The organism is Tenacibaculum mesophilum, from assembly GCF_003867075.1.
Taxonomy (GTDB): Bacteria; Bacteroidota; Bacteroidia; order Flavobacteriales; family Flavobacteriaceae; genus Polaribacter; species Polaribacter mesophilus.
Genome location: NZ_CP032544.1, coordinates 269,161 through 284,743, shown reverse-complemented (window position 1 = coordinate 284,743; position 15,583 = coordinate 269,161). Strand labels below are relative to the sequence as shown.

General features: G+C 31.5%; 18 protein-coding genes. 5 read left to right on the top strand and 13 right to left on the bottom strand.

What is annotated here, in order from left to right:
* Positions 1 to 96: 96 nt before the first annotated feature.
* The 4 genes from D6200_RS01425 to D6200_RS01410 all read right to left on the bottom strand — a co-directional run bounded on the left by D6200_RS01425 (position 97) and on the right by D6200_RS01410 (position 3,203).
* Positions 97 to 612 (bottom strand): ferritin, encoded by a 516-nt coding sequence (locus D6200_RS01425; protein WP_047789181.1) that lies wholly within the window; start codon positions 610 to 612, stop codon positions 97 to 99.
* A 100-nt stretch (positions 613 to 712) separates the two neighbouring features.
* Positions 713 to 1,588 (bottom strand): 4-hydroxy-tetrahydrodipicolinate synthase, encoded by an 876-nt coding sequence (gene dapA / locus D6200_RS01420; protein WP_047789182.1) that lies wholly within the window; start codon positions 1,586 to 1,588, stop codon positions 713 to 715.
* Complete coding sequence (locus D6200_RS01415) at positions 1,588 to 2,100, bottom strand: DUF6913 domain-containing protein (RefSeq protein WP_047789183.1); 513 nt, start codon at positions 2,098 to 2,100, stop codon at positions 1,588 to 1,590. Before D6200_RS01415 ends, dapA begins: the two co-directional genes overlap by 1 nt.
* A 29-nt stretch (positions 2,101 to 2,129) precedes the next feature.
* The gene (locus tag D6200_RS01410) at positions 2,130 to 3,203 is read right to left on the bottom strand and encodes an esterase-like activity of phytase family protein (protein ID WP_073181141.1); all 1,074 of its coding nucleotides are present in this window, start codon (positions 3,201 to 3,203) and stop codon (positions 2,130 to 2,132) included.
* A gap of 76 nt (positions 3,204 to 3,279) precedes the next feature.
* Here D6200_RS01410 and D6200_RS01405 point away from each other — a divergent pair, with 76 nt between their 5' ends.
* A complete protein-coding gene (locus D6200_RS01405; RefSeq protein ID WP_073181142.1) occupies positions 3,280 to 3,669 on the top strand; it encodes a DoxX family membrane protein in 390 nt (129 codons plus the stop codon).
* Between the two features lie 40 nt (positions 3,670 to 3,709).
* Here D6200_RS01405 and D6200_RS01400 read toward each other — a convergent pair whose 3' ends face one another.
* The 7 genes from D6200_RS01400 to D6200_RS01370 form a co-directional block, all read right to left on the bottom strand.
* A complete protein-coding gene (locus tag D6200_RS01400; RefSeq protein ID WP_047789185.1) occupies positions 3,710 to 4,168 on the bottom strand; it encodes a GyrI-like domain-containing protein in 459 nt (152 codons plus the stop codon).
* Positions 4,169 to 4,230: 62 nt separating this feature from the next.
* Positions 4,231 to 4,887: a lysoplasmalogenase gene (locus D6200_RS01395; RefSeq protein ID WP_073181144.1), complete on the bottom strand. Its 657-nt coding sequence runs from the start codon at positions 4,885 to 4,887 to the stop codon at positions 4,231 to 4,233.
* 70 nt (positions 4,888 to 4,957) lie between these two features.
* Positions 4,958 to 6,955 (bottom strand): NAD-dependent DNA ligase LigA, encoded by a 1,998-nt coding sequence (gene ligA, locus D6200_RS01390; RefSeq protein ID WP_073181146.1) that lies wholly within the window; start codon positions 6,953 to 6,955, stop codon positions 4,958 to 4,960.
* A gap of 4 nt (positions 6,956 to 6,959) precedes the next feature.
* Complete coding sequence (locus tag D6200_RS01385) at positions 6,960 to 7,520, bottom strand: hypothetical protein (protein WP_239178880.1); 561 nt, start codon at positions 7,518 to 7,520, stop codon at positions 6,960 to 6,962.
* A gap of 129 nt (positions 7,521 to 7,649) precedes the next feature.
* Positions 7,650 to 8,012: a hypothetical protein gene (locus D6200_RS01380; RefSeq protein ID WP_073181148.1), complete on the bottom strand. Its 363-nt coding sequence runs from the start codon at positions 8,010 to 8,012 to the stop codon at positions 7,650 to 7,652.
* Positions 8,013 to 8,106: 94 nt separating this feature from the next.
* Positions 8,107 to 9,549, bottom strand: coding sequence for a glyceraldehyde-3-phosphate dehydrogenase (locus D6200_RS01375; RefSeq protein WP_073181150.1), 1,443 nt, complete (start codon positions 9,547 to 9,549; stop codon positions 8,107 to 8,109).
* A 162-nt stretch (positions 9,550 to 9,711) separates the two neighbouring features.
* Positions 9,712 to 11,094, bottom strand: a complete 1,383-nt coding sequence (locus D6200_RS01370; protein ID WP_047789190.1) for a trypsin-like peptidase domain-containing protein — start codon at positions 11,092 to 11,094, stop codon at positions 9,712 to 9,714.
* Between the two features lie 136 nt (positions 11,095 to 11,230).
* Here D6200_RS01370 and dapF point away from each other — a divergent pair, with 136 nt between their 5' ends.
* The 4 genes from dapF (at position 11,231) to D6200_RS15390 (ending at position 14,341) form a co-directional block, all read left to right on the top strand.
* Entirely contained in the window at positions 11,231 to 12,007 is a 777-nt protein-coding gene (dapF, locus tag D6200_RS01365) for a diaminopimelate epimerase (protein WP_073181152.1), read from the top strand.
* A complete protein-coding gene (locus D6200_RS01360) occupies positions 12,007 to 12,531 on the top strand; it encodes a GNAT family N-acetyltransferase (RefSeq protein ID WP_047789192.1) in 525 nt (174 codons plus the stop codon). The genes dapF and D6200_RS01360 overlap by 1 nt, the downstream gene beginning before the upstream one ends.
* On the top strand, positions 12,524 to 13,552 hold the full coding sequence (mltG, locus tag D6200_RS01355; RefSeq protein WP_073181153.1) for an endolytic transglycosylase MltG: 1,029 nt from the start codon (positions 12,524 to 12,526) through the stop codon (positions 13,550 to 13,552). Before D6200_RS01360 ends, mltG begins: the two co-directional genes overlap by 8 nt.
* 168 nt (positions 13,553 to 13,720) lie before the next feature.
* The gene (locus D6200_RS15390; protein ID WP_073182625.1) at positions 13,721 to 14,341 is read left to right on the top strand and encodes a peptidoglycan-binding protein LysM; all 621 of its coding nucleotides are present in this window, start codon (positions 13,721 to 13,723) and stop codon (positions 14,339 to 14,341) included.
* Positions 14,342 to 14,389: 48 nt separating this feature from the next.
* On the opposite strand, the gene D6200_RS01345 is transcribed toward D6200_RS15390, so the two are convergent.
* Both D6200_RS01345 and D6200_RS01340 read right to left on the bottom strand, forming a co-directional pair.
* A complete protein-coding gene (locus tag D6200_RS01345) occupies positions 14,390 to 15,094 on the bottom strand; it encodes an SAM-dependent methyltransferase (protein WP_073181155.1) in 705 nt (234 codons plus the stop codon).
* The gene (locus D6200_RS01340; RefSeq protein ID WP_073182627.1) at positions 15,094 to 15,552 is read right to left on the bottom strand and encodes a low molecular weight protein-tyrosine-phosphatase; all 459 of its coding nucleotides are present in this window, start codon (positions 15,550 to 15,552) and stop codon (positions 15,094 to 15,096) included. Before D6200_RS01340 ends, D6200_RS01345 begins: the two co-directional genes overlap by 1 nt.
* Positions 15,553 to 15,583: the final 31 nt, after the last annotated feature.

Below are 15,583 nucleotides of genomic sequence, written 5' to 3'. Positions count from 1 at the left end.
ATTATTAAAACGATTTTTTATCTCATAAATGAGATTTACAAGAAACTACAAAATCTGTTATAATTTTTTCAAAGAACTCCTAAATGTTTGTTAATCTTATTCCTGTGCTCCTGATGCAGATTGAGCTACTATTTGCTTTACATCATTATCAAATAAATACAATCCTCCTTTATCGTCTCCAATTAAATTAATTTTATCTAAAATGTTACGTGCCAATGCTTCTTCCTCAATTTGCTCAGATACATACCACTGTAAAAAGTTATGTGTTGCATAGTCTTTTTCTTGTAATGTGATATGTACTAAATCATTTATCGATTTAGATACCATTACCTCATGATCAAACAATGTTTGAAACATATCTTTAAAAGACCCAAATTTTGCTGGTGGTTCTTTTAAATCAGAAATATGAGCATGTCCACCTCGTTCGTTTACGAATTTTACTAACTTTAACATGTGCATACGCTCTTCATCTGAATGTGCGTACATAAATTGTGATACACCTTCAAAACCTTGAACTTCTGCCCAACATGCCATAGCTAAATATATTTGAGAAGACTCTGCTTCTACTCTTATTTGATCATTTAATGCTTGTTCTATTACTTTTGATAACATATTTTCTACTTTAAAAATTACTCTTTATACAAAGATGCTAAAAAAAGACTACAATAACGAAATTGTAGCCTTTTGCATTCTTTATTTTTGTTTAGACAGTTTATAGATTATCTATAAAGTCTGATATTTTTGTTTGTAGTTCTTCTGAAGCTGTTACTAGTGGTAAACGTACTTCATCTAAACAAATTCCTAATTTTTGTAACACCGCTTTAATTCCTGCTGGATTGTTTTCTTCAAAAATTAGACTTACTATATCCATTAATTTATAATGAAGTTCGTAAGCTTCTTTTGCTTTTCCTTCTAACCCTAACTGAATCATTTTTGAAAACTCTTTTGGTAATGCTTGCCCTATTACAGAAATAACTCCTGCTCCACCTGCTAAAGTTACTCCAACAGCCAAATCATCATCACCTGAAATTACTAAAAAGTCTTCAGGCTTATCTTTTAACAACTCATAGTATTGTTGTTGATTGTTTCCTGCTTCTTTAACTGCAACAATGTTTTCAAAATCTCTTGCTAATCGTAACGTTGTTGCTGGCTCCATATTTTTTGCTGTTCTACCAGGAACATTATACATAATAATTGGCTTAGGGCTCGCTAAAGAAATTGCTTTGTAATGTTGATAGAACCCTTCTTGAGTTGGTTTGCTATAATACGGGGCTACTGATAAAATTCCGTCTATTTCCGATAAGTCTAAAGATTGTAGTTCTTCAACAACAGTTTGTGTGTTGTTTCCTCCAACCCCTAAAACTAAAGGTAAACGCCCTTTATTTTCTTCAGCAATTACTTTTATTATTTCTAATTTTTCTTCTTTAGTAATTGTTGCACTTTCTCCAGTAGTTCCATTTATTACTAAATAGTTTGTACCGTTTTCAATATTGTAATTTACTAACTTTTTAAGTGCTTCAAAGTCTACACTTAAATCTTCATTGAAAGGAGTTACTAAAGCTACTCCAGTTCCTACAAACTTTTGCATTATATTTTATTTAAAATCGTTAGGTATTTTTTTAATTCTTGGTTTAAAACAGCTTCGTTAAAACTAGCATCAGATACTACTATATCGTACAATCTATCGTCAATTTCTGCAAAACCTGCTTTAAAATCTGCTTGTGACAACAAAGTTACCATATTCGTTAATAAGTTTGACGTTTTTGTATAGTTTATAAGTAGGTCGTATTTGTTTTTAACGAAATCTTTTAAATTGTCGGATTTTAAACTCGCTTTGAAACCAAAATCTTTTTCGGTAAAAAACTCTGGAGAGGGTTCCTCCTTTTTTGAGTACTCTTTACAAACTAGTACTCTTATGTCTGTTTTTTGAAAAGGAAAAATGTTTGTTAAGTTGGCTATTACTACATTTACTAAAGCTTCATTATCTAGCAATATTGCTACACTTTTAACTTTGGTTTCTTTATGAGGAATATTCTCTTTTTTTACAACTAGTTTGTCGTATGCTTTCTGAATAGATTTCTTCTTTAGGGTACTTATCATCTGTAAAAATTACGAGTAGCTAATTTATATTATTTCTCATCAATTTCTAATAATAAAAATTGATTTAATTGCCTTCCATACAACTGAAAATTATCATCAGCAGCCAAGATTAACGATTTATTTCCGTTTTGCAATATTGGACCAAAAGTAATCGCTTCAATGTTATCTATTATCCCATCGGTTAATTGATTTTTAACAGTACTAAAATCAAATAACAGCTCTTTTTTTAATGGTGTATATTTTTCGTTTTTTAAAGATTGATTTTCTAATGTATTTGTTGAAGTTTTATCTATAGTTGCTTTAAAAATTCTAACTACATTTCCATGGCTACCATAACCACTTTGATATGCTCTTTCAATTATAAAAAACTGATTCTTTCGGTATTCTAAAATAGCTGTAGTTCCGTTTAGGTTTATTTTTCCTTTAGCTGGTTTATCAATTTTCTCTAATTGATATGCAAATTGTTTGGTCGCTTTTTTTGATTCGTTATCAAAATAGGTAATTCTGATAGGAGATTGTGTTTCGTGAAATGTAGGCTCTTCTCCATCTGCTTCTAAAGGAGCTTCCATTGCTACCCAGAAACCTTTTCCGTCAAAACTTTTTGAAGAACTTTCAAAAACACCGTTATGCTTTGGTTTCGCTTTGGATGTTGCTTTGAAATAATTAGGTATTTCTACCCCTTGTTTAAAGTTTCCTTTTGTGTCTATTTCAAATATACTTGGGTCTTTTTTATATTGAATAGACCCTTCACTTACTAAATTTATAGTTCCGTTATCTACGAATACAGATTCTAAATCCAATACATGATTTTTAGTAAACTTACTTATAGTATCAACTATAATAACATCTTCAAAATTTACCGATTGTATCGAATCATTTTTAACAATAATATCTCCTACTAAAATTCTTGGATTTGTAGCATCATCCACTACCATATAGTAGTTGTTATTGTAATAATCAATTCCAGAAATTCCACCGATAACAGTGTTATTGATAACTAAAGAATCTTTTATCAAATACTCGTCTAAAAACTTAAGTGTTGTTTTTTGCTGTTTACAAGCAAGTAAACCAAAAACGGATAGGACTAATACTATTTTTTTCATACTTACAAAAGTATTGTTTTTAGTTTATGTAAGCATTAAGAATTATAACGTCTAAGTAAATAGATTTTTATTATGTATGAAAAAATATATTCTTTTAATTTTAAAACTGATAGCTGCTATTATAATGCTTCAAACATTATTTTTTAAATTTACTGGAGCTCAAGAAAGCATTGATTTATTTATTAAAATAGCTGGAGATAATGAGGCTTATATGCGAATAGGTACAGGTGTTTTTGAATTAATTGCTTCCGTACTTTTATTTATCCCTAAAAAAACTTGGTTAGGAGCCTTATTAACTATTGGTTTAATGGGTGGAGCAATTATGAGCCACTTAACTATTTTAGGTATTGAACACGATGGCGATGGTGGCATTTTGTTTATTAGTGCTATCGTAACTTTTATCTCTGGAGTTATTCTATTAATTTTTAATAGAAATAATATACCTTTTGTTAGAAATAAACATTAATTTAAATTAAAAAGAGCAGTTCTAAAACTGCCCTTTTTGATTAATTTACTCCTATAAATATTTCTACTTCTGCATTTGTTGGGTCTGATGCTTTTGCTCCATACAACTCATAATCGGAAGTATAAGCTCTTTTTATATCTTCATTCCAAATTTCTAACCATTTGTTATAGACAATATTCTCTGTTAAGCTTCCCTTTGCTGCATATGTTTTATAGTTTGGTGCTGCTATTTTTTTACACACAAACCCTTCTGGGATATTACCTATTTCACTTACCTTACAACCGATGATTGTTGTGTATGGCTTAGTGTAATCTGATTCATAATCCGTATACACAACATATACTTCATTTGAAAGTTTATTTGGGATTTGTTCAACTATATTCTCCGACATAAATCGTTGCCATAAAGCAGGTATATCTTTTGCTGCTTGTTGATTCTCATTAGTAGTTCTTACTGAAATTCCTATCACGTAAAACGGTTCTTTTTGTCCTGTACTCATTTTTTGTTTTTTATTTTCAACAAAAATAAAGTGCCGCTATGTCAACCCTATGTCAGTAGTTTTTAATTTTCTTTAGCTATAATTGCTTTAACAATTAAATATTGAGAAACGACATACAGGACAATTATAGCAATATCAAACAACCTTTTAGTTGTATAAAAGTTATTCAATGCTATAAGGCTATCAGAAGCAACAAACAAAACAGCTCCTAACAACAACCATGAATTCGCTGTGTTTTTTTGCTGACGATAATTTAGTAATGCTGCTGTTCCAAAAGTTGAAATAGCTATTCCGTACACCAATACAGGTAGCAACATGTCTCCTAAATTATTATAAATTAAACCTAAGAGTCCCACAAATAACAATACAAAGGGAACTGCTGATGTTAGTATTTTAACTACTGAATCCTTATACAAAAAGCTTGTCGTTATTTTAATATAAACAACATGTGCTACTAAAAACGAGGCCAAACCAAATACAAAAAAGTTTGTTTTATCAAGCAAGAAAACATCACCCCAAAACGAAAAAAACAAAGCCGATAACAACCAGAAACGATGCTTACTTACCGATACCAAATACACTACCGCTAGTGATGTCATTAATAACGGTTTAAAAATCATTTCTATTGTTTTATTTTGTGTAATTACTGCATACACATCGGTAATAGCAACCAATAAAAAAACGATGGAAGCTAGGGTTATTTTAGTTTGTTTGGTCATTTTTTAGTGTTAGGTGTTAGATAAATTAGTTTTTAATTTTCACTATCTACTGTCGTCTACTGTCTAAAAACTAAGCAATCATATCAATAAAATCTTGTTCTGAAATGATGGGAATCCCTAAACTTTCAGCTTTGGTAAGCTTACTCGGTCCCATATTATCACCTGCTACAATATAGGTAGTTTTTTTAGAAATGGAACTCGACACCTTACCACCGTTATCTTCAATTGCTTTTTTAAGTTCAGTTCTACTCATTTGATGAAAAACTCCTGAAACAACAAATACTTTTCCTGCTAATTTATCTGTTTGTCCTTCTAAGCTCTCTGCAGAGACCTCTAACTGAACTCCGTGTGATTTTAATCGGTTTATTAAGTCTATGTTCCCTAAATTGTTCGAAAAATCAATAATACTTTGCGCTATTCTATCACCAATTTCATCAACAGAAATTAATGTTTCAAAATCGGCATTCATTAAATTATCGATTGACTTAAAGTGTTTTGCTAACTTTTTAGCTACAGTTTCGCCAACAAAACGGATTCCTAAAGCAAACAACACTTTTTCAAACGGAATTTCTTTTGATTTTTCAATTCCTTCAATCATATTTTGTGCTGATTTTTCAGCCATTCGCTCTAACGGAATTACTTGTTCTACCGTTAAGTCATATAAATCCGCATAGTTTTTAATCAGTCCTTCTTTGCGTAATAAATCAACCGTTTCTCCTCCTAAGCCATCAATATCCATGGCTTTTCTACTGATAAAATGCTTGATTCTACCTGTAATTTGAGGCGCACATCCAAATTCGTTCGGGCAATAATGTTTTGCATCTCCATCAGTTCTGACTAATTCAGTATTACATTCGGGGCAATGGGTTGCATATTGTGTAGGAACAGAGTCTTCTGGTCGCTTTGTTAAATCAACAGCAATAATTTTTGGGATAATTTCCCCTCCTTTTTCTACAAAAACAGTGTCTCCTACTCGTACATCTAACTTTGCTATTTGGTCGGCGTTATGTAATGAAGCTCTTTTTACAATCGTTCCAGCTAATTGTACAGGTTCTAAGTTTGCTACAGGTGTTATTGCTCCTGTTCTACCTACTTGATAGGTAATTTCATTTAATACTGTTGAAACTTGCTCTGCCTTAAATTTATAAGCGATTGCCCAACGAGGTGCTTTTGAAGTATACCCTAATTCATCTTGTTGCTGAAACGAATTTACTTTTACCACTACTCCATCCGTTTCATAAGGTAACGTGTGACGTTTAACATCCCACTCGTTTACAAAATCTAACACCTCTTCAATCGACTTAGCTAAAACAATAGTGTCTGGAATTTTAAATCCAACTTTTCTGGCGGCTTCTAAACTTTCAAAATGCGAAGCATATTTACGTTCTCTCGTTACTAATTGATACAACAAACAATCTAACGGGCGTTTTGCTACTTCTGCACTATCTTGTAACTTCAAGCTTCCACTAGCGGTATTACGCGGATTTCTATAAGGTTCTTCATCATTCGCAATACGTTCTTCATTCATTTTATTAAATCCGTCTAACGGTAAAATGATTTCTCCTCGCATTTCAAAATCTCTCACAAAATCACTATTTGGCAATAATGGAATGGATTTTATTGTACGAATATTGGTTGTTACATTATCTCCTTGAAAACCATCTCCACGAGTAACTGCTTGTACAAACTCACCATTCTCATAAGTAAGGTTTATTGAAGCTCCATCGTATTTTAATTCACAGGTATATTCAACCTCATCGGTTCCTAAAATTTTCTGGACACGTTTTTCCCAATCTAACAAATCTTCTTTAGAGTACGAATTGTCTAACGAATACATTCTATGCTTGTGAGTAACCGTTTCAAAGTTTTTAGTTACTTCTCCTCCTACTCGCTGCGTTGGGGAATTTGGATTAAAATATTCTGGATTTTCATCTTCTAACTCTTGAAGCTCTTTTAACTTAATATCAAACTCATAATCTGATATGGTTGGTGCATCCAACACATAATAACTATGATTATGTTTGTGTAACTCTTCTCTTAATTGTTGTATCTTCTCCTGAACTGTCATTAAATTATTTTCTAACGGTACCTGTAAAATGATTTATTTTTGAATTGATTGGGTTTCCTGATGCTCTTCTGAATGAAGCTAACTGACCTGCATGCCAAATAGCATCAGCAATAGGTCCATTAATAGCATTCCATAAAGGAAATTCTTTTTCTCCAAAGATTATTTTGAATTGTGACACATCATCACTACTTCTTAAAATATCACTAGCTCGTTTTAAGTTTTCTAAGGTTATTTTTCTTTTTTCACCAAAGGTCATTTTAACCTGTTTTTTTTCATTAGGTTTACTTAAAGCAGCATTTAAAATTACCTGCGACAAACTTAACACATGATCTATTGTTTCTCCTGTCGTTTTTGCTTCAGTGCTTGGTTTATACTCTAAATCTTTCTCAGTTAAACCTTCTGTCGCCCAATAATAACGAAATCCTAATCCATCTATCATTCTACTAATCACAGAACCCGCAGTAAACTCTTTTTCTTCTTTTGGAATTTCGTAATATGGTAATTTAGATTGTGCGGTTGTTATTGCTGCAAATAATAACAACATTGGTGTAAGTACTACTTTCATTTTTTTTATTTTGATGCTAATTTAATAAAAAGATACGAGTGGTATACACTAAAGTAGTATACGAGTAAAAAACAAAAAACCGAGGTAATCCCTTACCTCGGTCGTTAAAAAATAAACTATGTGTATAGTTTATTTTTTTAACCACATAGTATAGATGGTTTCTTCATTTTTTGCTGAAACTAATAACATTGTTTCACTAATTTTTTCAATTTTTAAATTTTTATCAAAGCTTTTATCATCAAACTCTAACTCATTTTTATCGGTTATCAATTTCCATGTACCATTCTCTTCTTTATTACTCATCATTACATGATACCTTCCATCAGAGTTTAATTCTAACCAATTACTACCATTCAAAAACTCGAATTTTTCATTTCCAATTTTCATTGAATCTACAAACCACTTACCAGACACCAATGTTCTCAGTTCTTGTGAATAGCTTAGTGAGCTAACACCAAGCACTAGAAATAGTAATATTACTACTTTTTTCATTAAGGGGATATTTAGGGGTTATTGTTTATTCAAATATAATAAAAAAGCTGAAGTAAATCAATACTTCAGCTTTTTATATACTTTTAAAATTATATTAATAATAGGTATAACGACGTACTTTAGCTATATGCTTTGCTAAACGCATTACTTGATGTGAATAACCATATTCATTATCGTACCATACATAAATTACGATAGTATCTCCGTCAGCTATTGTTGCTTTACTGTCGAAAATAGATGGTGCTGTTGTTCCTACAATATCAGAAGACACTAATTCATTACTTAATGAGTATTGAATTTGCTCTACCAAATCTCCTTCTAAGGCATACTGCTTCATGATAGCGTTTACTGACTCTACTGTTGCTGGAGTATTTAATTGTAAGTTTAAGATTGCTAACGATCCGTTAGGCACTGGTACACGAATAGCACTTGAGGTTAACTTACCTGCTAATGCTGGTAATGCTTTTGCTACTGCTTTTCCTGCCCCTGTTTCTGTAATTACCATGTTTAACGCAGCAGCTCTACCTCTACGGTATTTCTTATGCATGTTATCAACCAAGTTTTGATCGTTTGTATATGCATGAATTGTTTCTAAGTGTCCTTTTTTTATTCCGAAGTTATCTTCTAACACTTTTAATACTGGTGTAATAGCATTGGTAGTACATGAAGCTGCTGAGAAAATATCGATATTATCAGGGTTATTTTCTTCATGGTTTACACCGTGAACAATGTTAGGTACACCTGCACCTGGAGCTGTTAATAATACTTTACTTGCTCCTTTTGCTTTTAAGTGACGACTTAATGCTTCTTCATCTCTAAAAGCTCCTGTGTTATCAATAATTAACGCATCGTTAATTCCATATTGCGTATAATCAATATCTTCTGGTTGTGCAGCAGAAATCATGTAAACAGTTGTACCGTTAATGATTAAAGCATTGTTATCAGCATCTACCTGAACTGTTCCTAAGAAATCTCCATGTACAGAATCTACACTTAACAAAGAAGCTCTTTTTTCTAATACTGTTTGATCTATTTTACCACGAGTTACTACAGCTCTTAATCGTAATTGAGAACCTTTACCCATTTTACTGCTCAACTCACGAGCTAATAAACGACCAATACGTCCAAAACCGTATAATACTACGTCTTTTGGTTGAATATTTTCTGCTTCAGTAGCATCTTTTAATTGCTCTTTTACAAAAGCTATTTTATCTACCGATGCTTCATCTTGTAAATGATATTCGTATGCTAATTTACCAATATCTAATTTTGATGGTGGTAAATCAATTGATTGAATTGATTTAGCTATTTCTAAAGCATCTTCTATTGTTATTGGCTTCGCTACAAATTCTTTAGCATAATCGATTAAATTTAAAACCTCACTAGCTCTTTTATCTACCAATGGATTTCTAAATAATACTAACTCGATAGATTTATCGTACCATAAATCGTTAACGATGTTTATAAACTCAACCGTAGCTCTTCGAACTTGTGCTTGATTTACTACTTCTTTTTCGTAATTTGTTATTGTTGACATAGTTGTGTGTTAACTAAAATTAAAAAATTTTTGCAAAAATAGGTATTTCTTCTTTATTTATTGTTGGTTTTACAAAAGAAAAAAGCCCTGTTAAAAATCGTTTTAACAGGACTTTTTTTATTTAGTATATAGTTTATTCTTCTAAATATTTTTTTCATTAACCTAATATCTAAATCGCTCTATTTGACCTGATGGACTAATCATCTCTAATAAAAGCCTTTTACCACTACCGTACGAACGATCTAACATACCAACAGCTTCTTTTGCATTACTTACTTTTTTTCCATTAATTTTGGTTAAAATATACCCTTTTCCTACTTCAAATTGTTTAAAAGCTATATTTTGAGTTCTTTTAATTTTAGCTCCTCCATCTAATTTAAACTTTTCCCTATCTTCTTTTGTAAGATCTTCAAACTCTGTTTCTAAAACTCTACTTACTGGTAACTTTATAAGCTTGGTTAATTTAACTACTTTAGTCAACTCTTCTCCATCTCTATCAATTGTTAAATTCACATATTCTCCAGGTCTTTTTGCCGTTAACTGTCCTTTTAAATCTGAAAACTTAGAAATCTTTATATCGTTTACTTTTGTTATAATATCTCCTTCTTCCAAGCCTGCTTTTTTAGCCCCTCCTTCTTCTAAAACTTCTCCTATTTTTACCCCTTCAATATTTACTGCTTCAATATCTACATTAATTCCTAAAACAGCTTGTTGTACCATTCCAAACTCTAGTAAATCATCTACTATTTTTTTAGCAATGTTTGAAGGTACAGCAAATGAATACCCTATAAAAGAGCCTGTTCTTGAAGAAATAGCTGTATTGATTCCTATTAATTCACCTCTTGTATTCACTAACGCTCCTCCACTGTTTCCTGGATTTACAGCAGCGTCTGTTTGAATAAATGAATCTATGTTTGTGTTACCATTTAAATCACGCCCTTTTGCACTTACAATACCTGCAGTAACAGTAGATGTTAAATTATAGGGATTTCCTACTGCTAATACCCATTCTCCTACTTTAATATTATCAGAATTTCCAAAAGGTAAATTTGGTAATTCAAAGTCAGCTTCTACTTTTAACAATGCTATATCATTCGCTTTATCAGCCCCTATTAATTCCGCTTTTATTTTTTTCTGATTGTTTAACGTAATCTCAATATCACTTGCTCCTTCAATCACATGATTATTAGTTACAATATATCCATCAGGAGAAATAATTACACCGCTACCTGTACCAACTTGTTGATATTTCCTTGTACCATTTCCTCCAAAGAAAAAACTATAAGGATCTTGTTGTGTTCTTATAGATGTATTTTTAACATGAACCACCGCATGTACTGTTTTATCAGCTGCTTCTGTAAAATCTGTTGGTGTTGATGTTGAGTTTATTATTGTTGGTGTATAACTTGCCTTTACAGTTTGCATTGTTGGCTCTACCTCTTTCTCTACTATTACTTGCGGTTCTTCTATTAGTGTTTTGTATCCTGCAAGTGCTATTGCGCCTCCTAAAATCGCAATTCCTAAAGTTCCAATAATTTTCTTCATATGCTTACAAAATTTTATACTTCAAATATACAATTTTAACATTTCAAGTAAATGTGTTTAACTTCTATTTAACTGATTTTAACCGCTATTTAACAGTCCTCTTTCCTTTATAAAATATGTATCTTTGTCCTTTATTATGGATTTAGAATTTTACAAATACCAAGGAACTGGTAACGATTTTATCATGATTGATAATCGTTCAAAAACCTTTCCAAAAAATAAAACTGACATAATTGCAAAATTATGCAATAGACACTTCGGTATTGGATCCGATGGTCTTATATTACTTGAAGAAGATAATACTACCGATTTTAAAATGGTATATTATAACTCTGATGGTAATGAAAGTACTATGTGTGGTAATGGTGGACGCTGTATTGTGGCTTTTGCTCATAAACTTGGACTTTTTGAAACCGAAACTACTTTTATTGCTATTGACGGGCTGCATCATGCCTCTATTTCTAACAACCTTGTTTCTTTACAAATGATTGATGTTAACAAGGTGAATATTTTTGACAAATACGTTTTTACCAATACAGGATCTCCACACCATGTTCAGTTGGTAAACGATCTTGCTAATTATGATGTTTTTTCAAATGGAAAAAAAATCAGGAATGAAATTTATGGTGCCGAAGGTAGCAACGTTAATTTTGTAGAACAAATAACAAATAACACTTTTAAAGTACGTACCTACGAGCGTGGCGTAGAAAATGAGACTTTAGCCTGCGGAACGGGTGTTACTGCCGTTGCTATAGCCATGCATGCTACTAAAAAAACCAACAGTTCATCTATAATCTTGCCTGTTGAAGGCGGGGAATTAGAAGTTTCTTTTGAAGAACAAGACGGAGTTTATTCGAATGTATTTTTAAAAGGTCCCGCTACATTTGTATTTGAGGGTAAAATAAATATTTAGTGCATACGTTAACTGGAACACATATCAAGTTAAGAGCCTTAGAACCTGAAGATTTAGAGTTTTTATTTCAAATTGAAAATAATGAATCTTTTTGGGAAGTGAGTCATACACAGACTCCTTTTTCTAAATTTTTACTGAAGCAATATTTAGAAAACGCTCACTTAGATATTTATGAAGCTAAACAATTACGATTAGTTATTGATGATAAAGTGACTGGTAAATCTATTGGGATGATAGATTTGTTCGATTTTAACCCGCAACATAAAAGAGCTGGTATCGGAATTTTAATTCATCCTGACTTTCAGCAGAAGGGATTTGCCTCTGAAGCTTTACAGTTACTAATAAAGTACTGTTTTATACATTTGCATTTACATCAACTATATGCAAATATCACTAGTGACAATACTAGTAGCTTACATCTTTTTGAAAAACAAAACTTTAAGCAAACTGGTATTAAAAAAGATTGGATATTTCATAATGAAACATATAAAGACGAACTATTATTTCAACTAATAAATGAATAAGAAAATTATTTTAGGAGGTATTGCTGCTATTTTTTTAATTGGCGGAATTATTGGATTTAACTACTATCAAAAAATCTTTGGTAAAGCTGTTACTAAAGATGGAGCTATATACATAGGCTCTAACGCCTCTTTTATAGATGTGAAGAAACAACTTTCTGAGTTTGTTAAACATCCTGAAAATTTTGTTTGGGTTGCTGAAAAGAAAAAATTCACACAACCCAAAGGTGGAAAATATTTACTAAAAAAAGGGATGAACATGAATGATGTTGTAAACCTTTTACGTAGTGGAAATCAAACACCTATTATCCTTTCTTTCAACAATCAAGATACTTTAGAAAAATTAGCAGGAAGAATAGCTGAACAAATTGAAGCAGACTCTATTGCTTTATTACAAGCTATGCAAGATCCTTCTTTTTTAGCTACCAATAAATTTACTGAAAAATCTGCATTAGGAATGTACATTCCGAATAGTTATGAGTTTTACTGGAATACTTCTGCTGAAAAATTTCGCGATAAAATGCTACGCGAATACAATCGTTTTTGGACTTCTGCTAGGTTAGAAAAAGCTAAAAAACTAAATCTTTCAAAAGAAGAGGTAATTACATTAGCTTCTATCGTTCAGAAAGAAACAGCTAAAAAAATAGAGCGCCCTGTCGTGGCTGGTTTGTATCTAAATAGATTAAGAGATAATTGGCCTTTACAAGCCGACCCAACAGTTATATATGCAATTAAAGAAGTTAAAGGACAAGATTTTGTTGTAAAAAGGGTTTTAAACAAAGATTTAGTGATAGACTCTCCTTACAATACTTATAAAAACACAGGACTTCCTCCTACTTTGATTGCAATGCCAGATATTTCATCTATTGATGCTGTTTTAAACCATCAAAAACACAATTATTACTACATGTGTGCTAGTGTTGATAAAATTGGCTTTCATGAATTTGCTAACTCTTTAGCACAACACAATCGAAATGCAGTGAAATATCAACAATGGATAAATCAACAAGGAATAAAGAGATAAATTAACAAAATTTTATTCTCATCAATTTCAATAAAACATTATTAAAAAGTTAATATAAAATAGTTTTTTTTGGTTTTTACCTAAAAAAAACACCAGAAAACAACTTAATTATCAACAGTTAAGAAACTGTAAATTATTGATTTATAGCCTGTTATAAAAATTTACCGTATCTTTGCTGCGCTAAACAGAAAGTATTTAATTATCAGACATTTAGTATTAGTATTTTTAGGATTTGTATTATTAACCAGTTTTACAGAGACTACAACTAAAAAAGAAAAAACTACTACAACAACGCCAATACCAATTCACAAGGTAGAAAAGGTAAACATTCCTTTTTTATTAAATGATTTTGTAGGATTTAAAGAAGCCTTAGCTTTTAAAGAATCACAAGGTAGGTACAGAGTAGTTAATACACTTGGATATTTAGGGAAATACCAATTTGGTAAAGAAACCCTAAAGAGATTTAGAATTTACAACACCACTCATTTTCTTAGAAACCCAGAATTACAAGAACGCACATTTGTTGCTTATTGTAAATTAAACAAATGGATTTTAAGAAAAGATATTAAGAGAAGTGTTGGAAAGACCATTAATGGAGTTAAAATAACCGAATCTGGTATTTTAGCAGCAGCACACTTAAGTGGTGCCGGTAATGTAAAAAAGTTCTTACGTTCAAATGGATCTATCCGTTTTAACGATGCCTATGGAACCTCTATACAATCATACCTTAAAAAGTTTGCTGGTTATGATGTTTCCAACATCAAAGCCAACAAAAAACCAACGGTTTAACCAATAACTAAAGATATTAAAAAAGCATCGATTTAATCGATGCTTTTTTTATTTATGAATGATAAAAATTGCTGGTCGCTTATGTAAATCAGTCTTTACATGCTTCCATTCTTTTACCGTTAGTGTTTTAATATATTCTGTTGGAAGTGTTATATCACACGCCACACAAACTCTTGTATCTGGTGATAAAGTAGCGCGTAAATCATCTAACATTTTTTCATTCCTGTAAGGAGTTTCGATAAAAAGCTGTGACTGATTTTTTTCTTTTGAAAGCTTCTCTAAATCTTTAATTGCTTTTTTTCTGTCTGACTTATCAATAGGTAAATATCCGTTAAACGCAAAACTCTGCCCATTCATACCAGACGCCATAATTGCCAACAAAATAGAAGAAGGTCCTACCAATGGAACTACTTGAATCCCTTTTTGATGCGCCAACTTAACAATACTTGCGCCTGGATCTGCTACTGCTGGCACACCTGCTTCAGAAAGCAAACCTACTGATATTCCTTTTTCACAAACATCTAAATAATTCTTAGTTTCTAAATCATCAGAATACTTATCTAACAACATCAACTCCAATGAAGGTTGTGATTTTGTTGGTGTAATTCTTTTAATGAACCTTCGAGCAGACTTTTCGTTTTCAACAATAAAATAATCTAATTGTTCTACTACCTTTTTTACTGACAATGGCATCACCTCTAATGGTTCAGTATCACCTAACGTTGTAGGAATCAAGTATAATTTACCTTTCATTATTTCTGTTCTAATTTTGAAGCTATAATTTCACACGCTTCGTCTAACATTTTATACACGTTTTCAAAACCTTGATCTCCTCCATAGTAAGGATCTGGAACACTCCTGTTTTCATCAGGATACAATTCGTTCAAAATCAGCTTTACTTTTTCATGTTGCTCTTCATTTTCAGACAAAGCTACAATATCTGCATAATTATTTTGATCCATTGCAAAAATTATGTCAAACTTATCAAAATCAGCTTTTGTAAATTTTCTTGAACGTTGATTGGTAATATCTATACCATATTTTCTAGCCACTTCAATAGAGCGCTCGTCAGGTAATTCACCTACATGATAACCCGCAGTACCGGCTGAATCAACTACAAAACTTTCAGATGATAATTTAGATTTTAAAATTCCCTCAGCAAGGGGAGATCGGCAAATATTACCTAAACAAACCATTAATATTTTTTTCATACTCATAAAAAAACCTCACTAGGTGAGGTTC

Bases quoted from the DNA above. Each gene is read 5' to 3' on its own strand.
- ligA (WP_073181146.1), bottom strand. From the start codon at position 6,955: ATGACAGTTCAGGAGAAGATACAACAATTAAGAGAAGAGTTACACAAA.
- D6200_RS01370 (WP_047789190.1), bottom strand. From the start codon at position 11,094: ATGAAGAAAATTATTGGAACTTTAGGAATTGCGATTTTAGGAGGCGCA.
- dapA (WP_047789182.1), bottom strand. From the start codon at position 1,588: ATGCAAAAGTTTGTAGGAACTGGAGTAGCTTTAGTAACTCCTTTCAAT.
- D6200_RS01395 (WP_073181144.1), bottom strand. From the start codon at position 4,887: ATGACCAAACAAACTAAAATAACCCTAGCTTCCATCGTTTTTTTATTG.
- D6200_RS01425 (WP_047789181.1), bottom strand. From the start codon at position 612: ATGTTATCAAAAGTAATAGAACAAGCATTAAATGATCAAATAAGAGTA.
- dapF (WP_073181152.1), top strand. From the start codon at position 11,231: ATGGATTTAGAATTTTACAAATACCAAGGAACTGGTAACGATTTTATC.
- mltG (WP_073181153.1), top strand. From the start codon at position 12,524: ATGAATAAGAAAATTATTTTAGGAGGTATTGCTGCTATTTTTTTAATT.
- D6200_RS01400 (WP_047789185.1), bottom strand. From the start codon at position 4,168: ATGAGTACAGGACAAAAAGAACCGTTTTACGTGATAGGAATTTCAGTA.
- D6200_RS01345 (WP_073181155.1), bottom strand. From the start codon at position 15,094: ATGAAAGGTAAATTATACTTGATTCCTACAACGTTAGGTGATACTGAA.
- D6200_RS01380 (WP_073181148.1), bottom strand. From the start codon at position 8,012: ATGAAAAAAGTAGTAATATTACTATTTCTAGTGCTTGGTGTTAGCTCA.
- D6200_RS01340 (WP_073182627.1), bottom strand. From the start codon at position 15,552: ATGAAAAAAATATTAATGGTTTGTTTAGGTAATATTTGCCGATCTCCC.
- D6200_RS01415 (WP_047789183.1), bottom strand. From the start codon at position 2,100: ATGATAAGTACCCTAAAGAAGAAATCTATTCAGAAAGCATACGACAAA.
- D6200_RS01410 (WP_073181141.1), bottom strand. From the start codon at position 3,203: ATGAAAAAAATAGTATTAGTCCTATCCGTTTTTGGTTTACTTGCTTGT.
- D6200_RS01405 (WP_073181142.1), top strand. From the start codon at position 3,280: ATGAAAAAATATATTCTTTTAATTTTAAAACTGATAGCTGCTATTATA.
- D6200_RS01375 (WP_073181150.1), bottom strand. From the start codon at position 9,549: ATGTCAACAATAACAAATTACGAAAAAGAAGTAGTAAATCAAGCACAA.
- D6200_RS01385 (WP_239178880.1), bottom strand. From the start codon at position 7,520: ATGAAAGTAGTACTTACACCAATGTTGTTATTATTTGCAGCAATAACA.